The following is an 18,643-nucleotide window of genomic DNA, read 5'->3' on the forward strand; positions in this document are numbered from 1 at the left end:
GAAACGAACGAAGGCGACCCCAGGGTCGCCTTCGTGCTTTCGGCCGAACTTAAATCTTCGCGGTGACGACCATTTTCCTGGCGTGAGCCAGGGATTCCTTGGTCAGGTCGATGCCTCCCAGCATCCGTGCGACTTCTTCGACACGATCATTTTTGCTCAGTCTGGAGACGGCAGTGTGGGTGGCGTCGTCGCCGCGCACTTTGTGCACAAACAGATGTTGGTGACCTTGTGCGGCTACTTGTGGCAAGTGAGTAACGGTCAGAACCTGCCCTCGTTCCCCCAGGCGACGTAGTAGCTGGCCGACGATTTCGGCTGTTGGGCCGCCGATGCCCACGTCCACTTCGTCGAATACAAGGGTCGGTACACGGGAAGTTTGTGCGGTGATCACCTGAATGGCCAAGCTGATACGCGATAGCTCGCCGCCTGAAGCGACCTTCGCCAAGGCTTTCAGTGGCTGACCGGGGTTGGCGCTCACCAGCAGTTCTACCTGTTCCAGGCCGTTGGGCAAAAGCTCATCACTGCTGTTAGGGCGTAGCTCGATAGTGAAGCGTCCACCGGGCATGCCCAGTCGCTGAATTTCCTGCTCCACGGCACTGGCCAGGCTGCTCGAGGCCTGGTGGCGCAGCTCGCTGAGCTCCCGGGCTTTTTCCTGGTAGTGACGCGCATAGGCGGCCAACTCATCGCTCAGTCGCTCGATGGATTCGTCGTTGGCGTTCAGGGTTTCAATCTCATCCAGCAGCTTCTGTTGCATCTCGGCGACTTCGGTCGGCTGGATGCGATGTTTGCGCGCCAGGGTATAGATCGAATCAAGCCGCTCCTCGAGATATTGAAGGCGTGATGGGTCGGCATCGAAATTGTCGAGGAAGCGGTTCAGTTCGCCCACGGCTTCTTCAACCTGGATTTGCGCGCTGGTCAGCAGGCTGCTGGCTTCGCCCAGGGCGCCGATCGAGTTGTTCACGCTCGACAAACGGTTGAGGCTGGCGGTCAGGGCGTTCAGGACATTGCCCGAATCACTCTCGCTGCATTGCTCGACGACTTGCCGGCAGATGCCCAGCAAGGTTTCGGCGTTAGTCAGGTTCTTGTGTTCCTGTTCCAGCTGCTCCAGCTCATTGTCGCCCAGGCCCAGGTTTTCAAGCTCTTCGAGTTGATAGCTGAGCAATTGATGGCGGGCTCGCTGCTCGTCGCCCGAGTTGGAGAGACGCTCCAGTTCCTGGCGGGTCTGGCGCCAGCGTTGGGCAGCCAGTTGAACCTGGCGGGCGAGGTCCGTTGCGCCGGCGTATTCGTCGAGCAGGCGGCGGTGAGTGTCGGTCTTGAGCAGGGATTGGTGTTCGTGCTGGCTGTGGATGTCGATCAGCAGCTCACCCAAAGCCTTGAGATCGCCCAGGGGGCAGGGCGTGCCATTGATGTAGCCGCGCGAACGACCTTCGGCGGTGATCACCCGGCGCAGGATGCACGGGCCGTCATTTTCCAGGTCGCGCTCGGCGAGCCAGATGCGGGCTTCGGGAATGTCACACAGGTCGAAGGTGGCGAGGATATCGGCCTTGTCGGCGCCGGGGCGGACCACGCCACTGTCGGCGCGATCGCCCAGGGTCAGGCCCAGCGCGTCGAGCATGATCGACTTGCCGGCGCCGGTTTCCCCTGTGATCACGCTCATCCCGCGATCGAGTTCGAGATCGAGATGTTCAACGATGGCGTAGTTATGTACTGACAGGTGCACCAGCATAAAGGCCGCTCCCAGGCGTTAGGTCTGGTTATTTATACAGTGTTTTGTTTCGGGCTGACAATGCCCCCCATTAGCTCGATTTGCTTAATCCGACGAAATCCTTAGTGCGCCCCGGAATGATAATGCAGGTGTTTTTGTAGGGTTAATGCAAGGAGACCCCTTGAAGCTGGATTTTGCGGCCCCATATAGCTGGGCAGAAGCGTGAGTTGAGCTCACGGACGATATTGAAAGGAGAATTCTATGGCTGACGAACAGGCAGTGGATACGCAAAATCTGGACGCCGATCAGGCCTCCCAAGCCTCGGGTGATGATTTGGCAGCTCGTGTAAAAGTGCTCGAAGAACAGCTGGCAGGTGCGCAGGATCAGGCTTTGCGTGTGGCCGCCGATCTGCAGAACGTCCGCCGTCGCGCCGAGCAGGATGTAGAAAAGGCTCACAAATTCGCGCTGGAAAAATTCGCCGGCGATCTGCTGCCGATCATCGACAGCCTGGAGCGTGGCCTGGAGTTGTCCAGCCCGGATGATGAAAGCATCCGTCCGATGCGCGAAGGCATCGAGCTCACACTGAAAATGTTCCAGGACACCCTGAAGCGTTATCAGCTGGAAGCGATCGACCCGCACGGCGAACCGTTCAATGCCGTTCTTCATCAGGCAATGGCAATGCAGGAAAGCGCCGACCTCGAGCCGAACAGTGTGCTCAAGGTGTTCCAGAAGGGCTATCAGCTCAACGGACGCCTGCTGCGCCCGGCGATGGTCGTGGTCAGCAAGGCTCCGGCACCTGTTTCGCCTTCGATTGACGAGCAGGCTTGAAATTAGCCGCAAGGCCCCCATTTAGAAGTCAAGCGTTTAATTACTACCGCAGTTATCCATCACTGCTGCGGCAACCAAATCCAAAGTTTCGGGAGAGTGAACATGGGCAAAATCATCGGTATCGACCTGGGGACTACTAACTCCTGCGTCTCCGTACTTGAAAACGGCGTAGCCAAAGTTATCGAAAACGCCGAAGGCGCGCGTACCACGCCGTCGATCATCGCTTACGCCAACGATGGCGAGATTCTGGTTGGCCAGTCGGCCAAGCGTCAGGCAGTGACCAATCCGCACAACACCCTGTACGCGGTGAAGCGTCTGATCGGTCGCAAGTTCGACGAAGAAGTCGTACAAAAAGACATCAAGATGGTCCCTTACAAAATCGCCAAGGCTGACAACGGCGACGCTTGGGTTGAGGTGAACGGCCAGAAGATGGCTCCGCCACAAATCTCGGCTGAAATTCTGAAGAAGATGAAGAAAACCGCCGAAGACTACCTCGGCGAGTCAGTGACTGAAGCGGTGATCACCGTTCCGGCCTACTTCAACGACAGCCAGCGTCAAGCCACCAAAGACGCCGGACGCATTGCTGGTCTGGACGTAAAACGTATCATCAACGAACCAACCGCAGCTGCGCTGGCTTACGGCATGGACAAGGCCAAGGGCGATCACACCGTGATCGTTTACGACCTGGGTGGCGGTACTTTCGACGTTTCCGTAATCGAAATCGCTGAAGTCGATGGCGAGCACCAGTTCGAAGTGTTGGCCACCAACGGTGATACCTTCCTGGGCGGTGAGGACTTTGACATCCGTCTGATCGACTACCTCGTCGACGAATTCAAGAAAGAAAGCGGCATGAACCTCAAGGGTGACCCGCTGGCGATGCAGCGCCTGAAAGAAGCTGCTGAAAAAGCCAAGATCGAGCTGTCTTCCGCTCAGTCGACCGACGTGAACCTGCCGTACATCACTGCAGACGCCACCGGTCCTAAGCACTTGAACGTGAAAATCTCGCGCGCCAAGCTGGAAGCGCTGGTTGAAGACCTGGTTCAACGCACCATCGAACCTTGCCGCATCGCTCTGAAAGACTCCGGTATCGACGTTGGCGCAATCAACGATGTGATCCTGGTGGGCGGTCAGACCCGTATGCCACTGGTGCAGAAGCTGGTGACCGAGTTCTTCGGTAAAGAAGCTCGTAAAGATGTTAACCCGGACGAAGCGGTTGCCATGGGTGCTGCTATCCAGGGCGCGGTACTGGCCGGTGACGTGAAAGACGTCCTGCTGCTCGACGTTAGCCCGCTGACCCTGGGTATCGAAACCATGGGTGGCGTGATGACTGCGCTGATCGAGAAAAACACCACGATTCCTACCAAGAAATCGCAAGTGTTCTCGACGGCCGACGACAACCAGGGCGCCGTGACCATTCACGTGCTGCAAGGTGAGCGTAAGCAAGCGGCGCAGAACAAGTCCTTGGGCAAGTTCGACCTGGCCGAGATTCCGCCAGCACCACGTGGTGTGCCACAAATCGAAGTGACCTTCGACATCGACGCCAACGGCATCCTGCACGTAGGCGCCAAAGACAAGGCTACCGGCAAGACTCAGTCGATTGTGATCAAGGCCAACTCCGGTCTGTCCGATGAAGAGATCGAACGCATGGTGCGTGATGCCGAGGCCAACGCCGAGGAAGATCGCAAGTTCGAAGAGCTGGCCGCTGCCCGTAATCAGGGTGATGCACTGGTTCACTCGACTCGCAAAATGGTTGCCGATGCTGGCGACAAGGTGAGCGCTGAAGAGAAGGCTGCGATCGAGGCCGCTGTCGTTGCTTTGGAAGCCGCTGTCAAGGGCGACGACAAGGCTGCGATCGAAGCCAAGGTTGAAGAGCTGTCCAAGGTCTCCGCGCCAGTGGCTCAGAAGATGTACGCCGATCAGGCTCAACCCGCTGAAGGCGCTGCACAGCACGCTGAATCGGCTGAAAAAGCTGATGACGTCGTCGACGCTGAGTTCGAAGAAGTCAAAGACCACAAGTAAGTTGTTGGTCGGCCGGTTGGCTGCCTTGGGGCGGTGACTGGTAGGATGTCGCCGCGCGGGAGCTTGCTCCCGCGTTGGCGTGTCTGGAGCAAGCGAATTTTTACAGCATGCGACAACGTTCGAGTGCTGAGGGTATGGCCGGGAATGCTCCTGCTTTCCGAGCCGCAAGTACCGCATCGAATCAAAGACCAGGATCGTTGAATTGACGTGAGTTGGGTCCGGGCCTGTATTGGGGCTCAACGAGTTTGGCGAGGCTCAGGAGAGGTTTGTCGAACGTCCTCAAGAGTGCAAAAGACTTATGGCAAAGCGTGACTATTACGAAGTATTGGGTGTTGAGCGAGGCTCAAGCGAGGCAGACCTGAAAAAGGCCTACCGCCGCCTGGCGATGAAGCACCACCCGGACCGTAATCCCGATGACAAAGCGTCGGAAGAGAAATTCAAAGAGGCCAACGAGGCCTACGAAGTGCTGTCCGATTCCAGCAAGCGTGCGGCCTACGATCAGTATGGTCATGCGGGTGTTGACCCGAGCATGGGTGGCGGTGGTGCCGGTTTTGGCGGTCAGAACTTCTCCGATATCTTTGGTGATGTCTTCAGCGACTTCTTCGGTGGCGGTCGCGGTGGTTCCCGTGGCGGTGCTCAGCGCGGCAGTGACCTGCGTTACACCCTGGAGCTGGACCTGGAAGAAGCGGTGCGCGGCACGACCGTGAATATCCGTGTGCCAACACTGGTCAACTGCAAGCCATGCGATGGTTCGGGTGCCAAGAAAGGCTCCTCTCCGGTGACTTGCCCGACCTGTGGCGGTATTGGCCAGGTGCGCATGCAGCAGGGTTTCTTCTCGGTGCAGCAGACCTGCCCGCGGTGCCATGGCCAGGGCAAGATCATTTCCGATCCGTGCGACTCGTGCCACGGCGAAGGTCGCGTCGAAGAGTACAAGACCCTGTCGGTGAAAGTGCCTGCCGGTGTTGATACCGGTGATCGCATTCGTCTGTCTGGCGAAGGCGAGGCGGGTGCGCAGGGCGGTCCGACCGGCGACCTGTATGTCGTGATCAATGTGCGCGAACACGCGATCTTCCAGCGCGATGGCAAGCATCTGTTCTGCGAAGTACCGATCAGCTTCGTCGATGCGGCGTTGGGTGGTGAGCTGGAGATTCCGACCCTCGATGGTCGGGTCAAGCTGAAAATTCCTGAAGGGACTCAGACCGGCAAGCAATTCCGTGTTCGTGGCAAGGGCGTTGCGCCTGTACGTGGCGGCGGTGCCGGAGACTTGATGTGCCGCGTGGCGGTCGAGACACCGGTCAACCTGAGCCGTCGTCAGCGTGAAATGCTCGAGGAGTTCCGTAGCTCGCTGGCGGATGATAACAGTCACTCGCCGAAAACCACTGGCTGGTTCGAAGGCGTGAAGCGCTTCTTCGGCGATCTGTAAGGAGTTGTCATGCGACGTATAGCTGTGATGGGCGCTGCCGGGCGCATGGGCAAGATTCTGGTCGAGGCGGTGCAGCAGCGCGCGCCGCTCACTGGTCTGACGGCGGCTATCGTTCGCCCCGGCAGTACGCTGATTGGCGTGGATGCCGGTGAGCTGGCTTCGCTGGGGCGTATCGGCGTGCCGTTGTCCGGTAACCTGGATGCGGTAGCGGATGAGTTCGACGTATTGATCGACTTCACCCTGCCGGAAGTCATGCTGAAAAACCTGGCGTTCTGCCGCAAGGCGGGTAAAGCCATGGTGATTGGCACGACGGGGCTGGACGCTGCGCAAAAGCAGTTGCTGGCCGAGGCTGGTAAGGATATCCCGATCGTGTTCGCCGCCAACTTCAGCGTGGGTGTGAACCTGTCGCTGAAGTTGCTTGATATGGCGGCTCGTGTGTTGGGTGACGAGGCGGATATCGAAATCATCGAAGCTCATCACCGGCACAAAATCGACGCGCCTTCAGGCACGGCGTTGCGCATGGGTGAGGTCATTGCCAGTGCTCTTGATCGCGACTTGCAGAAGGTTGCCGTCTATGGTCGCGAGGGCCACACCGGTGCGCGCGAGCGCGAGACCATCGGTTTTGCCACTGTTCGTGGTGGTGATGTGGTGGGTGATCATACTGTGCTGTTTGCCTGTGAAGGAGAGCGCCTGGAGATCACTCACAAGGCTTCCAGTCGCATGACCTTCGCCAAGGGTGCGGTACGTGCTGCATTGTGGCTGGAGGGGCGTGAGCCTGGTCTTTACGACATGCAAGACGTGCTCGATCTGCGTTAAAATGTTGTTTAAACCGGGCTTGAGTCATGTGCTTGAGTCCGGTTTTACACCGCCAAGCGACGTCCTGTCGCATTCTCTGGCCTTTCGGGCTCATTGGCGGTAGACCAAAAATGCCTTTTTCTGTAAGCTACAGCTTTAGTGTGTCCACTAAAAGCGCGCAGAATAATTCAGTGAAGAAGCGGGGTGACGTGTCCATACGTCACTCCGCTTTTTTACAACCTGCGATCGCCCTTTCAGGCTTTATTTACGGGAGGTCTTCTTGACTAAGCCAGCCATACTCGCCCTTGCTGATGGCAGCATTTTTCGCGGCGAAGCCATTGGAGCCGACGGTCAAACCGTTGGTGAGGTGGTGTTCAACACCGCAATGACCGGCTATCAGGAAATCCTTACCGATCCTTCCTACGCCCAACAGATCGTTACCCTGACTTACCCGCACATCGGCAACACTGGCACCACGCCGGAAGACGCCGAGTCCAACCGCGTCTGGTCCGCTGGCCTGGTCATCCGTGACCTGCCACTGGTTGCGAGCAACTGGCGTAGCACCATGCCTCTGTCCGACTACCTGAAAGCCAACAACGTTGTGGCAATCGCCGGTATCGACACCCGTCGCCTGACTCGCATCCTGCGTGAAAAAGGCGCACAGAACGGCTGCATCATGGCCGGTGACAACATTTCCGAAGAGGCCGCCATCGCCGCCGCCCGGGGCTTCCCAGGCCTCAAAGGCATGGACCTGGCGAAAGTCGTCAGCACCACAGAGAATTACGAGTGGCGTTCGACTGTCTGGGACCTGAAAACCGACAGCCATGCCACCATCGAAGCCTCCGAGCTGCCGTATCACGTGGTCGCCTACGACTACGGCGTCAAGCTGAACATCCTGCGCATGTTGGTCGAGCGCGGCTGCCGAGTCACCGTGGTGCCGGCCCAAACGCCAGCGGCTGACGTGCTCGCTCTGAAGCCGGACGGCGTATTCCTGTCCAACGGCCCTGGCGATCCGGAGCCTTGCGACTATGCGATCCAGGCGATCAAGGATGTGCTGGAAACCGAGATTCCGGTATTCGGCATCTGCCTTGGTCACCAGTTGCTGGCCCTGGCCTCAGGCGCCAAGACCCTGAAAATGGGTCATGGTCACCACGGTGCCAACCACCCGGTCCAGGATCTGGACACGGGCGTGGTAATGATCACCAGCCAGAACCACGGTTTTGCCGTAGACGAAGCTACCCTGCCGGCCAACGTTCGTGCGACTCACAAATCGCTGTTCGACGGCACCCTGCAAGGGATCGAGCGTACCGACAAGAGCGCCTTCAGCTTCCAGGGTCACCCTGAAGCCAGCCCTGGCCCGAACGACGTAGCGCCTTTGTTTGATCGCTTCATCAACGAGATGGCCAAGCGACGCTGATCGCTCGCCCTGATGTTGCAAAGCTTGAGGGTGGTCCCGATACCGGCGGCCCCCTCAAGTCTTCAGAGATTGAACAAGACGGCTTGCCGACTGACCTGCGGATTTGAGTGACAAACCCATGCCAAAACGTACAGACATTAAAAGCATCCTGATTCTCGGCGCTGGCCCGATCGTGATCGGCCAGGCCTGCGAATTCGATTACTCCGGCGCCCAGGCCTGCAAGGCCCTGCGCGAAGAGGGTTACCGCGTCATCCTGGTGAACTCCAACCCGGCCACCATCATGACCGATCCGGCCATGGCCGACGCTACCTACATCGAACCGATCAAGTGGCAGACCGTTGCCAAGATCATCGAAAAAGAGCGTCCGGACGCGCTGCTGCCTACCATGGGCGGTCAGACCGCCCTGAACTGCGCCCTGGACCTCGAGCGCGAAGGCGTTCTGGAGAAGTTCGGCGTAGAGATGATCGGTGCCAACGCCGATACCATCGACAAGGCTGAAGACCGTTCGCGTTTCGACAAGGCGATGAAGTCCATCGGTCTGGCGTGCCCGCGCTCCGGTATCGCTCACAGCATGGAAGAGGCCAATGCGGTCCTCGAGAAGCTTGGCTTCCCGTGCATCATCCGTCCGTCCTTCACCATGGGCGGCACCGGCGGCGGTATCGCTTACAACCGTGAAGAGTTCGAAGAAATCTGCGCCCGTGGTCTGGACCTGTCGCCGACCAAAGAACTGCTGATCGACGAATCCCTGATCGGCTGGAAAGAATACGAAATGGAGGTTGTCCGCGATAAAAAGGACAACTGCATCATCGTCTGCTCCATCGAAAACTTCGACCCGATGGGCGTGCACACCGGTGACTCGATCACCGTGGCGCCTGCACAGACCCTGACCGACAAGGAATACCAGATCCTGCGTAACGCCTCCCTGGCGGTGCTGCGCGAGATCGGCGTGGAAACCGGCGGTTCCAACGTCCAGTTCGGCATCTGCCCGAACACTGGCCGCATGGTCGTCATCGAAATGAACCCGCGCGTATCCCGTTCCTCGGCCCTGGCGTCGAAAGCCACCGGTTTCCCGATCGCCAAGGTCGCAGCCAAGCTGGCCGTGGGTTACACCCTGGATGAGCTGTCGAACGACATCACTGGCGGTAAAACTCCAGCATCCTTCGAGCCGTCCATCGACTACGTCGTGACCAAGCTGCCACGTTTCGCCTTCGAGAAGTTCTCCAAGGCAGACGCCCGCCTGACCACGCAAATGAAGTCGGTCGGTGAAGTCATGGCCATCGGCCGTACCTTCCAGGAATCCCTGCAGAAAGCCCTGCGTGGCCTGGAAGTCGGCGTTTGCGGTCTGGACGAGAAGGTTGACCTGAGCAATCCGGAAAGCATGAGCGTCCTCAAGCGCGAGCTGACCGTACCGGGCGCCGAGCGTATCTGGTATGTGGCGGATGCCATGCGCGCCGGCATGAGCGTTGAAGATATCTTCGGCATGACCATGATCGATCCATGGTTCCTGGTGCAGATGGAAGATCTGATCAAGGACGAAGAGAAGGTCAAGACCCTGGGTCTGACCAGCATCGATCGCGACCTGATGTTCCGCCTCAAGCGCAAAGGTTTTTCCGACATGCGCCTGGCCAAGCTGTTGGGTGTGACCGAGAAGGCCCTGCGTGCTCACCGTCACAAGCTGGAGATCTTCCCGGTCTACAAGCGCGTCGACACCTGCGCCGCCGAGTTCGCTACCGACACCGCTTATCTGTACTCGACGTACGAAGAAGAGTGCGAAGCCGCCCCATCGGGTCGCGACAAGATCATGATCCTGGGTGGTGGCCCGAACCGTATCGGCCAGGGCATCGAGTTCGACTACTGCTGCGTACACGCGGCGCTGGCTCTGCGCGATGACGGGTACGAGACCATCATGGTCAACTGCAACCCGGAAACCGTTTCTACCGACTACGACACTTCCGATCGCCTGTACTTCGAGCCAGTGACCCTGGAAGACGTGCTGGAAATCGTCCGCGTCGAGAAGCCGAAAGGCGTGATCGTCCAGTACGGCGGCCAGACCCCGCTGAAGCTGGCGCGTGCCCTCGAAGCCGCAGGCGTGCCGATCATCGGCACCAGCCCTGATGCCATCGACCGTGCCGAAGACCGTGAGCGCTTCCAGCAAATGGTCCAGCGCCTGAACCTGCGTCAGCCGCCTAACGCTACCGTGCGCAGCGAAGACGAAGCGATCCGTGCAGCTGCCAAGATCGGCTACCCGCTGGTGGTGCGCCCGTCCTACGTACTGGGCGGTCGTGCGATGGAAATCGTTTACGAAGAAGAAGAACTCAAGCGCTACCTGCGTGAAGCGGTTCAAGTGTCCAACGACAGCCCGGTGCTGCTGGACCACTTCCTCAACTGCGCCATCGAAATGGACGTTGATGCGGTCTGCGACGGCAAAGACGTGGTGATCGGCGCAATCATGCAGCACATCGAGCAGGCTGGCGTTCACTCCGGTGACTCCGCATGTTCGCTGCCGCCGTACTCGCTGCCTGCGCATATCCAGGACGAGATGCGCGAGCAGGTCAAGAAAATGGCCCTGGAGCTGGGTGTGGTCGGCCTGATGAACGTACAGTTGGCGCTGCAGGGCGACGACATCTACGTGATTGAAGTCAACCCGCGTGCTTCGCGTACCGTTCCTTTCGTATCCAAGTGCATCGGTGTTTCCCTGGCAATGATCGCGGCTCGCGTCATGGCCGGTAAAACCCTGAAGGAAATCGGTTTCACCAAGGAAATCATTCCTAACTTCTACAGCGTGAAAGAGGCGGTGTTCCCATTCGCCAAATTCCCTGGCGTTGACCCGATTCTCGGCCCTGAGATGAAGTCCACCGGTGAAGTGATGGGCGTGGGCGACACCTTCGGCGAGGCGTTTGCCAAAGCCCAGATGGGTGCAAGCGAAGTGCTGCCGACCGGCGGTACTGCGTTTATCAGTGTGCGTGACGACGACAAGCCGCTGGTTGCAGGCGTGGCCCGTGATCTGATCAACTTGGGTTTCGAAGTGGTTGCTACTGCCGGTACTGCCAAGCTGATCGAAGCCGCAGGCCTGAAAGTGCGCCGCGTGAACAAGGTGACCGAGGGTCGTCCGCACGTGGTCGACATGATCAAGAATGACGAAGTCACCTTGATCATCAACACCACCGAAGGTCGTCAATCGATCGCTGACTCCTATTCCATTCGTCGCAACGCCCTTCAGCACAAGATCTACTGCACCACGACCATTGCTGCTGGCGAAGCGATCTGCGAAGCGCTTAAGTTCGGTCCCGAGAAGACCGTACGTCGCTTGCAGGATCTACACGCAGGATTGAAGGCATGAGCATAACGAAGTACCCAATGACCGTTCAGGGCGCTCGCGCCCTGGAAGAAGAACATGCTCACCTGACCAAGGTCGTTCGTCCGAAGCTCAGCCAGGACATCGGTACGGCCCGCGAGTTGGGTGACTTGAAGGAAAACGCCGAATACCACGCTGCTCGCGAGCAGCAGGGTATGGTTGAGGCAAGGATCCGTGACATCGAAGGCCGCATGCAGAACGCAGTGGTGATTGATGTCACGACCATTGCTCACACCGGCAAGGTGATTTTTGGCACGACTGTGGAGATTGCTAACGTCGAGACCGATGAAAGCGTGACCTACCAGATCGTTGGTGAGGACGAGGCAGACATCAAACTCGGCAAGATCTCCGTTGGTTCGCCTATTGCCCGCGCCTTGATTGCCAAGGAAGAGGGTGACGTGGTGGCGGTCAAAACGCCGAGCGGCGTTATCGAGTACGAGATTGTCGAAGTTCGCCACATCTGAAACTAAAAGCAGACGCCTGCTTCGTGCAGGCGCGATGCTTTGGCAGCTGGCCCAGATGTTGTGGGTTGGCGGTCTGTGGTTGCTGCATATCGGTTTGCTGCCGGTGCTGGGGCTGATTGGCCTGGCACCGCTGTTGATCGACGAAATTGTGGGCACCCTGAATGCACTGTTGGTAGGGTTTACCACAGTGTGTCTGGTTTTCCAGGCTTTGGTGCTGATTCAGGCCGAGGGCCGTGCCAGTCTATGGCGCGATATTCGTGGCCAGTTGTTGCTGGTGGGGTTGTGTGCCTGCGCGATGTACTTCGCCGTGCGTGTCGGGTGGCCCGATGCGGTGCGTTGGCAGGTGTTCAGCTATCTTGTTTTGGGCTTTTCCGGACTGGTGCTGGTCATGCAGCCGGTGCCTGGATGGAGTGGCAGGGTGCGCGAAGCACACCCTTGACCCTTGCCATCACTTGAAGCGATGGACGTTCGACAGCTGTTTGTTGACGCTGAAGTTCTTGCGGTAAATCAGTGCCATCTTGCCGATGACCTGAACCAGGTCCGCCTTGCCGACCTTGCACAGTTCTGCAATGGAGGCCAGGCGCGATTCGCGATCGAGAATGTTGAGCTTGATTTTGATCAGCTCGTGATCCGCCAAAGCGCGTTCAAGTTCGGCTAACACACCTTCAGTCAAACCGTTGTCAGCCACAATCAAAACTGGTTTCAGATGGTGGCCAATGGATTTGTACTGTTTCTTCTGCTCTTGAGTGAGCGGCATAATCTGACCCTTTCGTCTGGATTCTGTAAAATGGCGGCCATTTTACCCGAGGGTTCGTGGATCCGCCCAATTAATCACGACCCTTATCATCGAGGTGCCCAATGGCGCGTTCCAAGACAAGCCTTGGTTGGCTGAAAAGACATGTCAATGACCCCTATGTGAAGCAGGCGCAGAAGGATGGCTACCGCTCGCGTGCGAGTTACAAACTTTTGGAGGTCCAGGAGAAGTACAAGCTGATCCGTCCGGGTATGACTGTTGTCGACCTGGGGGCGGCGCCCGGTGGCTGGTCGCAGGTCACTAGCCGGCTGATCGGTGGTCAGGGGCGCCTGATTGCCTCGGACATCCTCGAAATGGACAGCATTCCGGACGTGACTTTCATCCAGGGCGACTTCACCCAGGACGAAGTGCTCGCTCAGATCCTGGACGCCGTGGGTAATTCGCAGGTGGACCTTGTGATTTCCGATATGGCCCCCAATATGAGTGGTACGCCCGCCGTAGATATGCCCAAAGCCATGTTTCTTTGCGAGCTGGCTCTTGATCTGGCAGCTCGGATACTCAAGCCAGGTGGAAATTTTGTGATCAAGGTTTTTCAGGGTGAAGGGTTTGATGCTTATGTGAAGGACGCTCGTCAGAAATTCGACAAGGTCCAGATGATCAAGCCGGACTCTTCCCGCGGCAGTTCCCGCGAGCAATACATGCTGGCTTGGGGCTACCGCGGCCGGAGTGAGTAAAGCGAGGTTTTTTTGCGGGGCAATAGGAATTTCGTATTTCGCCCTGTGAGAAATAGCGAATATTGTGTAGGAAGAGTTTCACAAAGGGTTACAGACGGCGCCTGCCAAGTTGTAGGTAATGTAGTAAGTTAGGCCGGTGAATATCATGCGAAGCGCGCGCCATCAGCGGCGCTTGCTTCAGAGGGTAGTTAATTGAACGATATGGCAAAGAATCTGATCCTGTGGTTGATCATCGCGGCTGTCCTGGTGACGGTGATGAACAACTTCTCCAGTCCTAACGAGCCGCAGACCCTCAACTATTCCGACTTCATCCAGCAGGTCAAGGATGGCAAGGTCGAGCGCGTGGCGGTTGATGGCTACGTGATCACCGGCAAGCGCAACGATGGCGACAGCTTCAAGACCATTCGTCCGGCGATCCAGGATAATGGCTTGATCGGCGATCTGGTGGATAACCACGTCGTGGTCGAAGGCAAGCAGCCTGAGCAGCAAAGCATCTGGACTCAACTTCTGGTCGCCAGCTTCCCGATCCTGGTGATCATTGCCGTGTTCATGTTTTTCATGCGGCAGATGCAGGGCGGCGCAGGTGGCAAGGGCGGGCCAATGAGCTTTGGCAAGAGCAAGGCGCGCCTGCTCTCCGAAGACCAGGTGAAAACCACGTTGGCTGACGTTGCCGGTTGCGACGAAGCCAAAGAAGAAGTGGGCGAATTGGTCGAGTTCCTGCGTGATCCGGGCAAGTTCCAGCGTCTGGGCGGTCGCATCCCTCGCGGCGTGCTGATGGTTGGTCCTCCGGGTACCGGTAAAACCTTGCTGGCCAAGGCGATTGCTGGCGAAGCCAAGGTGCCGTTCTTCACTATTTCCGGTTCTGACTTCGTCGAAATGTTCGTCGGCGTCGGTGCCAGCCGTGTTCGCGATATGTTCGAACAGGCCAAGAAACACGCGCCATGCATCATCTTCATCGATGAAATCGACGCCGTCGGTCGCCACCGTGGTGCCGGCATGGGCGGCGGTCACGACGAGCGCGAGCAGACTCTCAACCAGTTACTGGTGGAGATGGACGGCTTCGAAATGAACGACGGCATCATCGTGATCGCAGCCACCAACCGTCCAGACGTACTGGACCCTGCGCTGCTGCGTCCGGGCCGTTTCGACCGTCAGGTTGTGGTCGGTCTGCCGGATATCCGTGGTCGCGAACAGATTCTCAAAGTCCACATGCGCAAAGTGCCAATGGGTGATGACGTCGCTCCGGCGGTGATCGCTCGTGGTACTCCTGGTTTCTCCGGTGCCGACCTGGCCAACCTGGTCAACGAGGCGTCGTTGTTCGCCGCGCGTGCCGGCAAGCGCATTGTCGAGATGAAGGAATTCGAACTGGCCAAAGACAAGATCATGATGGGTGCCGAGCGCAAATCCATGGTCATGTCCGAGAAAGAAAAGCAGAACACGGCTTACCACGAGGCGGGTCACGCCATTGTTGGTCGCGTCGTACCTGAGCATGATCCGGTGTACAAGGTATCGATCATCCCGCGTGGTCGTGCGCTGGGTGTGACCATGTTCCTGCCGGAAGAAGATCGCTACAGCCTGTCCAAGCGAGCGCTGATCAGCCAGATCTGCTCGCTGTACGGCGGTCGTATCGCAGAAGAAATGACACTGGGCTTCGATGGTGTGACCACCGGTGCTTCCAACGACATCATGCGTGCCAGTCAGATTGCGCGGAACATGGTGACCAAGTGGGGTCTTTCGGAGAAGCTCGGACCATTGATGTATGCCGAAGAAGAAGGTGAAGTTTTCCTTGGTCGCGGCGGCGGTGGTCAGAGTGCAAGTTTCTCCGGCGAAACGGCCAAGCTGATCGACTCCGAAGTGCGCAGCATTATTGATCAATGCTATGGCACGGCTAAGCAGATCCTTACGGACAACCGCGACAAGCTCGATGCCATGGCTGATGCCCTGATGAAGTATGAGACGATCGATGCCGATCAGATCGATGACATCATGGCGGGTCGTACGCCTCGCGAACCTCGCGATTGGTCGGGTGGCACGGGTACTTCCGGAACCCCTCCGGTGGTGCAGGATGAGCGTCCGGAAACACCGATTGGCGGTCCGGCTGCTGACGTTTAAGGTTTGAAATGACTTCTGTTCAGTCCTCGACCCGGTTGCCTTGCGGCAACCGGGTTCTTGATTTGGCCCAGACTCATGTCATGGGTATTCTCAATGTCACTCCCGATTCTTTCTCCGACGGTGGTCAATACAGCCATCTCGACGCGGCTTTGCGCCATGCTGAAGCCATGGTGGCGGCTGGCGCGACCCTGATCGATGTGGGCGGTGAGTCCACGCGACCGGGTGCCAGGGCGGTTTCGCCGTTGGAAGAGCTGGAGCGTGTTGCGCCGGTCGTGGAGCGGATCAGTCGTGAACTGGATGTGATCATCTCAGTGGATACTTCCACGCCAGCCGTCATGCGCGAGACCGCGCGACTGGGGGCCGGTTTGATCAATGACGTTCGGGCGCTGCGTCGGGAAGGCGCGCTGGATGCGGCGGCGGCAAACGGGTTGCCAGTCTGTCTGATGCATATGCTCGGCGAGCCGGACGACATGCAGGACAATCCGCAATACCGGGACGTTACGAAGGAAGTGGGCGAGTTTCTCGCTGAGCGCATGGCCCGGTGCGCAGCGGCGGGGATTGGCGCCGATCGGATCATTCTCGATCCAGGCTTCGGCTTCGCAAAAAACTTGCAACACAATCTTAGCTTGTTCAAGCATATGGACGCCTTGCATGCCTTGGGGCGACCCCTGTTGGTCGGGGTTTCGCGAAAGAGCATGATCGGGCAAGCATTGAATCGCCCCGTGGGTGAGCGCTTGTTTGGCGGTCTTGCCCTTGCGGCGCTGGCTTCGCATAAGGGCGCGCGTATATTGCGCGTCCATGATGTAGCAGAAACTATCGATGTGGTGAGGATGATCGCCGCAGTGGAATCAGCCGAATAAGAGTTATGGAGAGCTTATGACTAGGAAATACTTTGGTACTGACGGCATTCGTGGTCGAGTCGGTGAATACCCGATTACTCCTGATTTCATGCTCAAACTCGGCTGGGCCGCGGGCATGGCGTTTCGCAAGATGGGTGCCTGCAAGGTGCTTGTCGGCAAGGACACCCGCATTTCCGGTTATATGTTTGAGTCGGCACTCGAGGCCGGGCTCACCTCGGCAGGCGCAGATGTAATGTTGTTGGGGCCGATGCCAACGCCAGCCATCGCTTACCTGACGCGCACCTTTCATGCTGAGGCTGGGATTGTGATCAGTGCTTCGCATAATCCTCACGATGATAACGGCATCAAGTTCTTCTCCGGAAAGGGCACCAAGCTGCCGGATGAAGTCGAGCTGATGATCGAGGAGCTGCTGGACACGCCGATGACCGTGGTTGAGTCGAGCAAGATCGGTAAGGTCACGCGAATCAACGATGCGTCGGGTCGTTATATCGAGTTCTGCAAGAGCAGCGTGCCGACTGGCACCAGCTTCGCCGGGATGAAAATCGTCATCGACTGTGCCCATGGTGCGACTTACAAGGTGGCGCCTAGCGTGTTCCGTGAGCTGGGTGCCGATGTCGTTGTTCTGTCCGCGCAGCCCAATGGTTTAAACATCAATGACAATTGTGGTTCGACCCATATGGGGCAACTGCAGGCTGCCGTTCTTGCCGAGCATGCTGATCTCGGGATTGCGTTCGATGGTGATGGTGACCGTGTTCTGATGGTCGATCACACGGGGGCCATCGTCGATGGGGATGAGCTGCTGTACATCATTGCTCGCGATTTGCATGAGCGCGACAAGCTGCAAGGCGGTGTGGTCGGCACCCTGATGAGTAACCTGGGGCTGGAGCTGGCTCTGGCGGACCTGGCGATTCCTTTTGTTCGTGCCAATGTTGGTGACCGTTATGTGATTGCTGACCTGCTGGAGCGTAACTGGCTGGTAGGAGGCGAGAACTCGGGGCACATCGTTTGCTTCAATTACACCACTACGGGTGATGCGATCGTTGCTGCATTGCAGGTTCTGATGGCGCTCAAGACGCGCTCGGAAAGTCTGGCTCAGTCTCGTCAGGCGTTGCGTAAGTGCCCGCAGGTATTGATCAATGTACGTTTTGGGGGGGGAGCGAGTCCTCTCGAGCATTCGTCGGTCAAGGAAGCCAGTGAGCGAGTGACCAAGGCCATGGCGGGTCGTGGACGCGTGCTCCTGCGCAAGTCCGGGACAGAGCCACTGGTGCGCGTCATGGTCGAAGGCGAAGATGAAACTCAGGTTCGCGGCTACGCCGAAGAGCTGGCAAAACTGGTTACTGAAGTTTCTGCCTGAATTCGGCTTGCCAGCCATGATTGTGTTGGGTAACATCTGCGCCCACTTTGACCGACGAGGTACAGCATGCGTCGCCCTATGGTAGCTGGTAACTGGAAGATGCACGGTACCCGCGCCAGCGTCGCTGAGCTGATCAAAGGCCTTCGTGATCTGGCCTTGCCGAGCGGTGTTGATGTTGCGGTATTCCCGCCTTTTCTGCATGTCAATCAAGTGATTGATGGCTTGGAAGGAAAGCCGATTTCGATTGGCGCGCAGAACTCTGCGGTGGAATCAATGCAGGGTGCGTTGACGGGTGAGATTGCACCGAGTCAGTTGGTGGATGCGGGTTGTTCCCTGGTGCTTGTCGGGCACTCCGAGCGCCGCCAGGTACTTGGCGAGCAGGACGGAATGCTGATTCGCAAGTTTGCGGCGGCACAGGCGTGTGGCTTGACCCCGGTGTTGTGTATAGGGGAAACCCTTGAACAGCGCGAAGCCGGGAAGACTCTTGAGGTTGTCTCGCGTCAGCTTGGCAGTATCATTGAAGAGTTGGGCGTCGGTGCTTTTGCAAGCGCAGTCATCGCTTACGAGCCGGTCTGGGCCATTGGTACCGGGCTGACTGCTTCGCCGCAACAAGCTCAGGATGTGCATGCAGCCATCCGTGCGCAGTTGGCGGTAGAGAATTCTGAAGTCGCACAAGGTGTGCGGCTTCTATACGGCGGCAGCGTGAAGGCGGCCAATGCGGTCGAACTGTTCGGCATGCCGGATATCGATGGGGGGCTCATTGGTGGAGCTTCCCTGAATGCAGATGAGTTCGGTGCGATTTGTCGCGCCGCGGGAAACTGAAAAA

Annotated in this window: 15 protein-coding genes; 13 read left to right on the forward strand and 2 right to left on the reverse strand. The window is 58.0% G+C overall.

The features are described from left to right. Nucleotides 1-49: 49 nt before the first annotated feature. The gene (gene recN / locus AC1Q6D_RS20415) at nucleotides 50-1,723 is read right to left on the reverse strand and encodes a DNA repair protein RecN (protein WP_103404037.1); all 1,674 of its coding nucleotides are present in this window, start codon (nucleotides 1,721-1,723) and stop codon (nucleotides 50-52) included. Nucleotides 1,724-1,963: 240 nt separating this feature from the next. Here recN and grpE point away from each other — a divergent pair, with 240 nt between their 5' ends. The 8 genes from grpE (at nucleotide 1,964) to AC1Q6D_RS20455 (ending at nucleotide 12,442) form a co-directional block, all read left to right on the forward strand. Beyond that, on the forward strand, nucleotides 1,964-2,530 hold the full coding sequence (gene grpE / locus AC1Q6D_RS20420) for a nucleotide exchange factor GrpE (RefSeq protein ID WP_047537475.1): 567 nt from the start codon (nucleotides 1,964-1,966) through the stop codon (nucleotides 2,528-2,530). Nucleotides 2,531-2,632: 102 nt separating this feature from the next. After that, nucleotides 2,633-4,549 carry a molecular chaperone DnaK gene (dnaK, locus tag AC1Q6D_RS20425; RefSeq protein ID WP_103404036.1) on the forward strand — a complete coding sequence of 639 codons (1,917 nt, stop codon included), beginning with the start codon at nucleotides 2,633-2,635 and terminating at the stop codon, nucleotides 4,547-4,549. A 298-nt stretch (nucleotides 4,550-4,847) separates the two neighbouring features. Then, nucleotides 4,848-5,972 carry a molecular chaperone DnaJ gene (gene dnaJ / locus AC1Q6D_RS20430; protein ID WP_090315903.1) on the forward strand — a complete coding sequence of 375 codons (1,125 nt, stop codon included), beginning with the start codon at nucleotides 4,848-4,850 and terminating at the stop codon, nucleotides 5,970-5,972. Nucleotides 5,973-5,981: 9 nt separating this feature from the next. Continuing rightward, nucleotides 5,982-6,788: a 4-hydroxy-tetrahydrodipicolinate reductase gene (gene dapB / locus AC1Q6D_RS20435; protein ID WP_047537484.1), complete on the forward strand. Its 807-nt coding sequence runs from the start codon at nucleotides 5,982-5,984 to the stop codon at nucleotides 6,786-6,788. Nucleotides 6,789-7,047: 259 nt separating this feature from the next. After that, nucleotides 7,048-8,184, forward strand: coding sequence for a glutamine-hydrolyzing carbamoyl-phosphate synthase small subunit (gene carA / locus AC1Q6D_RS20440; protein WP_103404035.1), 1,137 nt, complete (start codon nucleotides 7,048-7,050; stop codon nucleotides 8,182-8,184). 118 nt (nucleotides 8,185-8,302) lie between these two features. Beyond that, nucleotides 8,303-11,524: a carbamoyl-phosphate synthase large subunit gene (carB, locus tag AC1Q6D_RS20445; RefSeq protein WP_047537489.1), complete on the forward strand. Its 3,222-nt coding sequence runs from the start codon at nucleotides 8,303-8,305 to the stop codon at nucleotides 11,522-11,524. A gap of 2 nt (nucleotides 11,525-11,526) precedes the next feature. After that, nucleotides 11,527-12,003, forward strand: coding sequence for a transcription elongation factor GreA (gene greA / locus AC1Q6D_RS20450; RefSeq protein WP_047539307.1), 477 nt, complete (start codon nucleotides 11,527-11,529; stop codon nucleotides 12,001-12,003). Nucleotides 12,004-12,037: 34 nt separating this feature from the next. Next, nucleotides 12,038-12,442 (forward strand): MFS transporter, encoded by a 405-nt coding sequence (locus tag AC1Q6D_RS20455; RefSeq protein ID WP_103404034.1) that lies wholly within the window; start codon nucleotides 12,038-12,040, stop codon nucleotides 12,440-12,442. 9 nt (nucleotides 12,443-12,451) lie between these two features. Here the strand turns inward: AC1Q6D_RS20455 and AC1Q6D_RS20460 are convergent, their stop codons facing one another. Then, nucleotides 12,452-12,760, reverse strand: coding sequence for a YhbY family RNA-binding protein (locus tag AC1Q6D_RS20460; RefSeq protein WP_007942889.1), 309 nt, complete (start codon nucleotides 12,758-12,760; stop codon nucleotides 12,452-12,454). Between the two features lie 101 nt (nucleotides 12,761-12,861). Here AC1Q6D_RS20460 and rlmE point away from each other — a divergent pair, with 101 nt between their 5' ends. The 5 genes from rlmE (at nucleotide 12,862) to tpiA (ending at nucleotide 18,639) form a co-directional block, all read left to right on the forward strand. After that, complete coding sequence (gene rlmE, locus AC1Q6D_RS20465) at nucleotides 12,862-13,491, forward strand: 23S rRNA (uridine(2552)-2'-O)-methyltransferase RlmE (RefSeq protein WP_047537498.1); 630 nt, start codon at nucleotides 12,862-12,864, stop codon at nucleotides 13,489-13,491. 201 nt (nucleotides 13,492-13,692) lie between these two features. Beyond that, a complete protein-coding gene (ftsH, locus tag AC1Q6D_RS20470; protein WP_047537502.1) occupies nucleotides 13,693-15,603 on the forward strand; it encodes an ATP-dependent zinc metalloprotease FtsH in 1,911 nt (636 codons plus the stop codon). An 8-nt stretch (nucleotides 15,604-15,611) separates the two neighbouring features. Continuing rightward, nucleotides 15,612-16,463 carry a dihydropteroate synthase gene (gene folP / locus AC1Q6D_RS20475; RefSeq protein WP_103404033.1) on the forward strand — a complete coding sequence of 284 codons (852 nt, stop codon included), beginning with the start codon at nucleotides 15,612-15,614 and terminating at the stop codon, nucleotides 16,461-16,463. A gap of 16 nt (nucleotides 16,464-16,479) precedes the next feature. Continuing rightward, nucleotides 16,480-17,817, forward strand: a complete 1,338-nt coding sequence (gene glmM, locus AC1Q6D_RS20480) for a phosphoglucosamine mutase (protein ID WP_103404032.1) — start codon at nucleotides 16,480-16,482, stop codon at nucleotides 17,815-17,817. 66 nt (nucleotides 17,818-17,883) lie between these two features. Next, nucleotides 17,884-18,639, forward strand: coding sequence for a triose-phosphate isomerase (gene tpiA / locus AC1Q6D_RS20485; protein ID WP_103404031.1), 756 nt, complete (start codon nucleotides 17,884-17,886; stop codon nucleotides 18,637-18,639). The last annotated feature ends 4 nt before the right edge of the window (nucleotides 18,640-18,643 follow it).

The organism is Pseudomonas sp. MT92 (assembly GCF_058792515.1).

Bases quoted from the DNA above. Each gene is read 5' to 3' on its own strand.
- glmM (WP_103404032.1), top strand. From the start codon at position 16,480: ATGACTAGGAAATACTTTGGTACTGACGGCATTCGTGGTCGAGTCGGT.
- tpiA (WP_103404031.1), top strand. From the start codon at position 17,884: ATGCGTCGCCCTATGGTAGCTGGTAACTGGAAGATGCACGGTACCCGC.
- rlmE (WP_047537498.1), top strand. From the start codon at position 12,862: ATGGCGCGTTCCAAGACAAGCCTTGGTTGGCTGAAAAGACATGTCAAT.
- grpE (WP_047537475.1), top strand. From the start codon at position 1,964: ATGGCTGACGAACAGGCAGTGGATACGCAAAATCTGGACGCCGATCAG.
- dnaJ (WP_090315903.1), top strand. From the start codon at position 4,848: ATGGCAAAGCGTGACTATTACGAAGTATTGGGTGTTGAGCGAGGCTCA.
- folP (WP_103404033.1), top strand. From the start codon at position 15,612: ATGACTTCTGTTCAGTCCTCGACCCGGTTGCCTTGCGGCAACCGGGTT.
- recN (WP_103404037.1), bottom strand. From the start codon at position 1,723: ATGCTGGTGCACCTGTCAGTACATAACTACGCCATCGTTGAACATCTC.
- carB (WP_047537489.1), top strand. From the start codon at position 8,303: ATGCCAAAACGTACAGACATTAAAAGCATCCTGATTCTCGGCGCTGGC.
- AC1Q6D_RS20460 (WP_007942889.1), bottom strand. From the start codon at position 12,760: ATGCCGCTCACTCAAGAGCAGAAGAAACAGTACAAATCCATTGGCCAC.
- AC1Q6D_RS20455 (WP_103404034.1), top strand. From the start codon at position 12,038: ATGCTTTGGCAGCTGGCCCAGATGTTGTGGGTTGGCGGTCTGTGGTTG.
- ftsH (WP_047537502.1), top strand. From the start codon at position 13,693: ATGGCAAAGAATCTGATCCTGTGGTTGATCATCGCGGCTGTCCTGGTG.
- dnaK (WP_103404036.1), top strand. From the start codon at position 2,633: ATGGGCAAAATCATCGGTATCGACCTGGGGACTACTAACTCCTGCGTC.
- dapB (WP_047537484.1), top strand. From the start codon at position 5,982: ATGCGACGTATAGCTGTGATGGGCGCTGCCGGGCGCATGGGCAAGATT.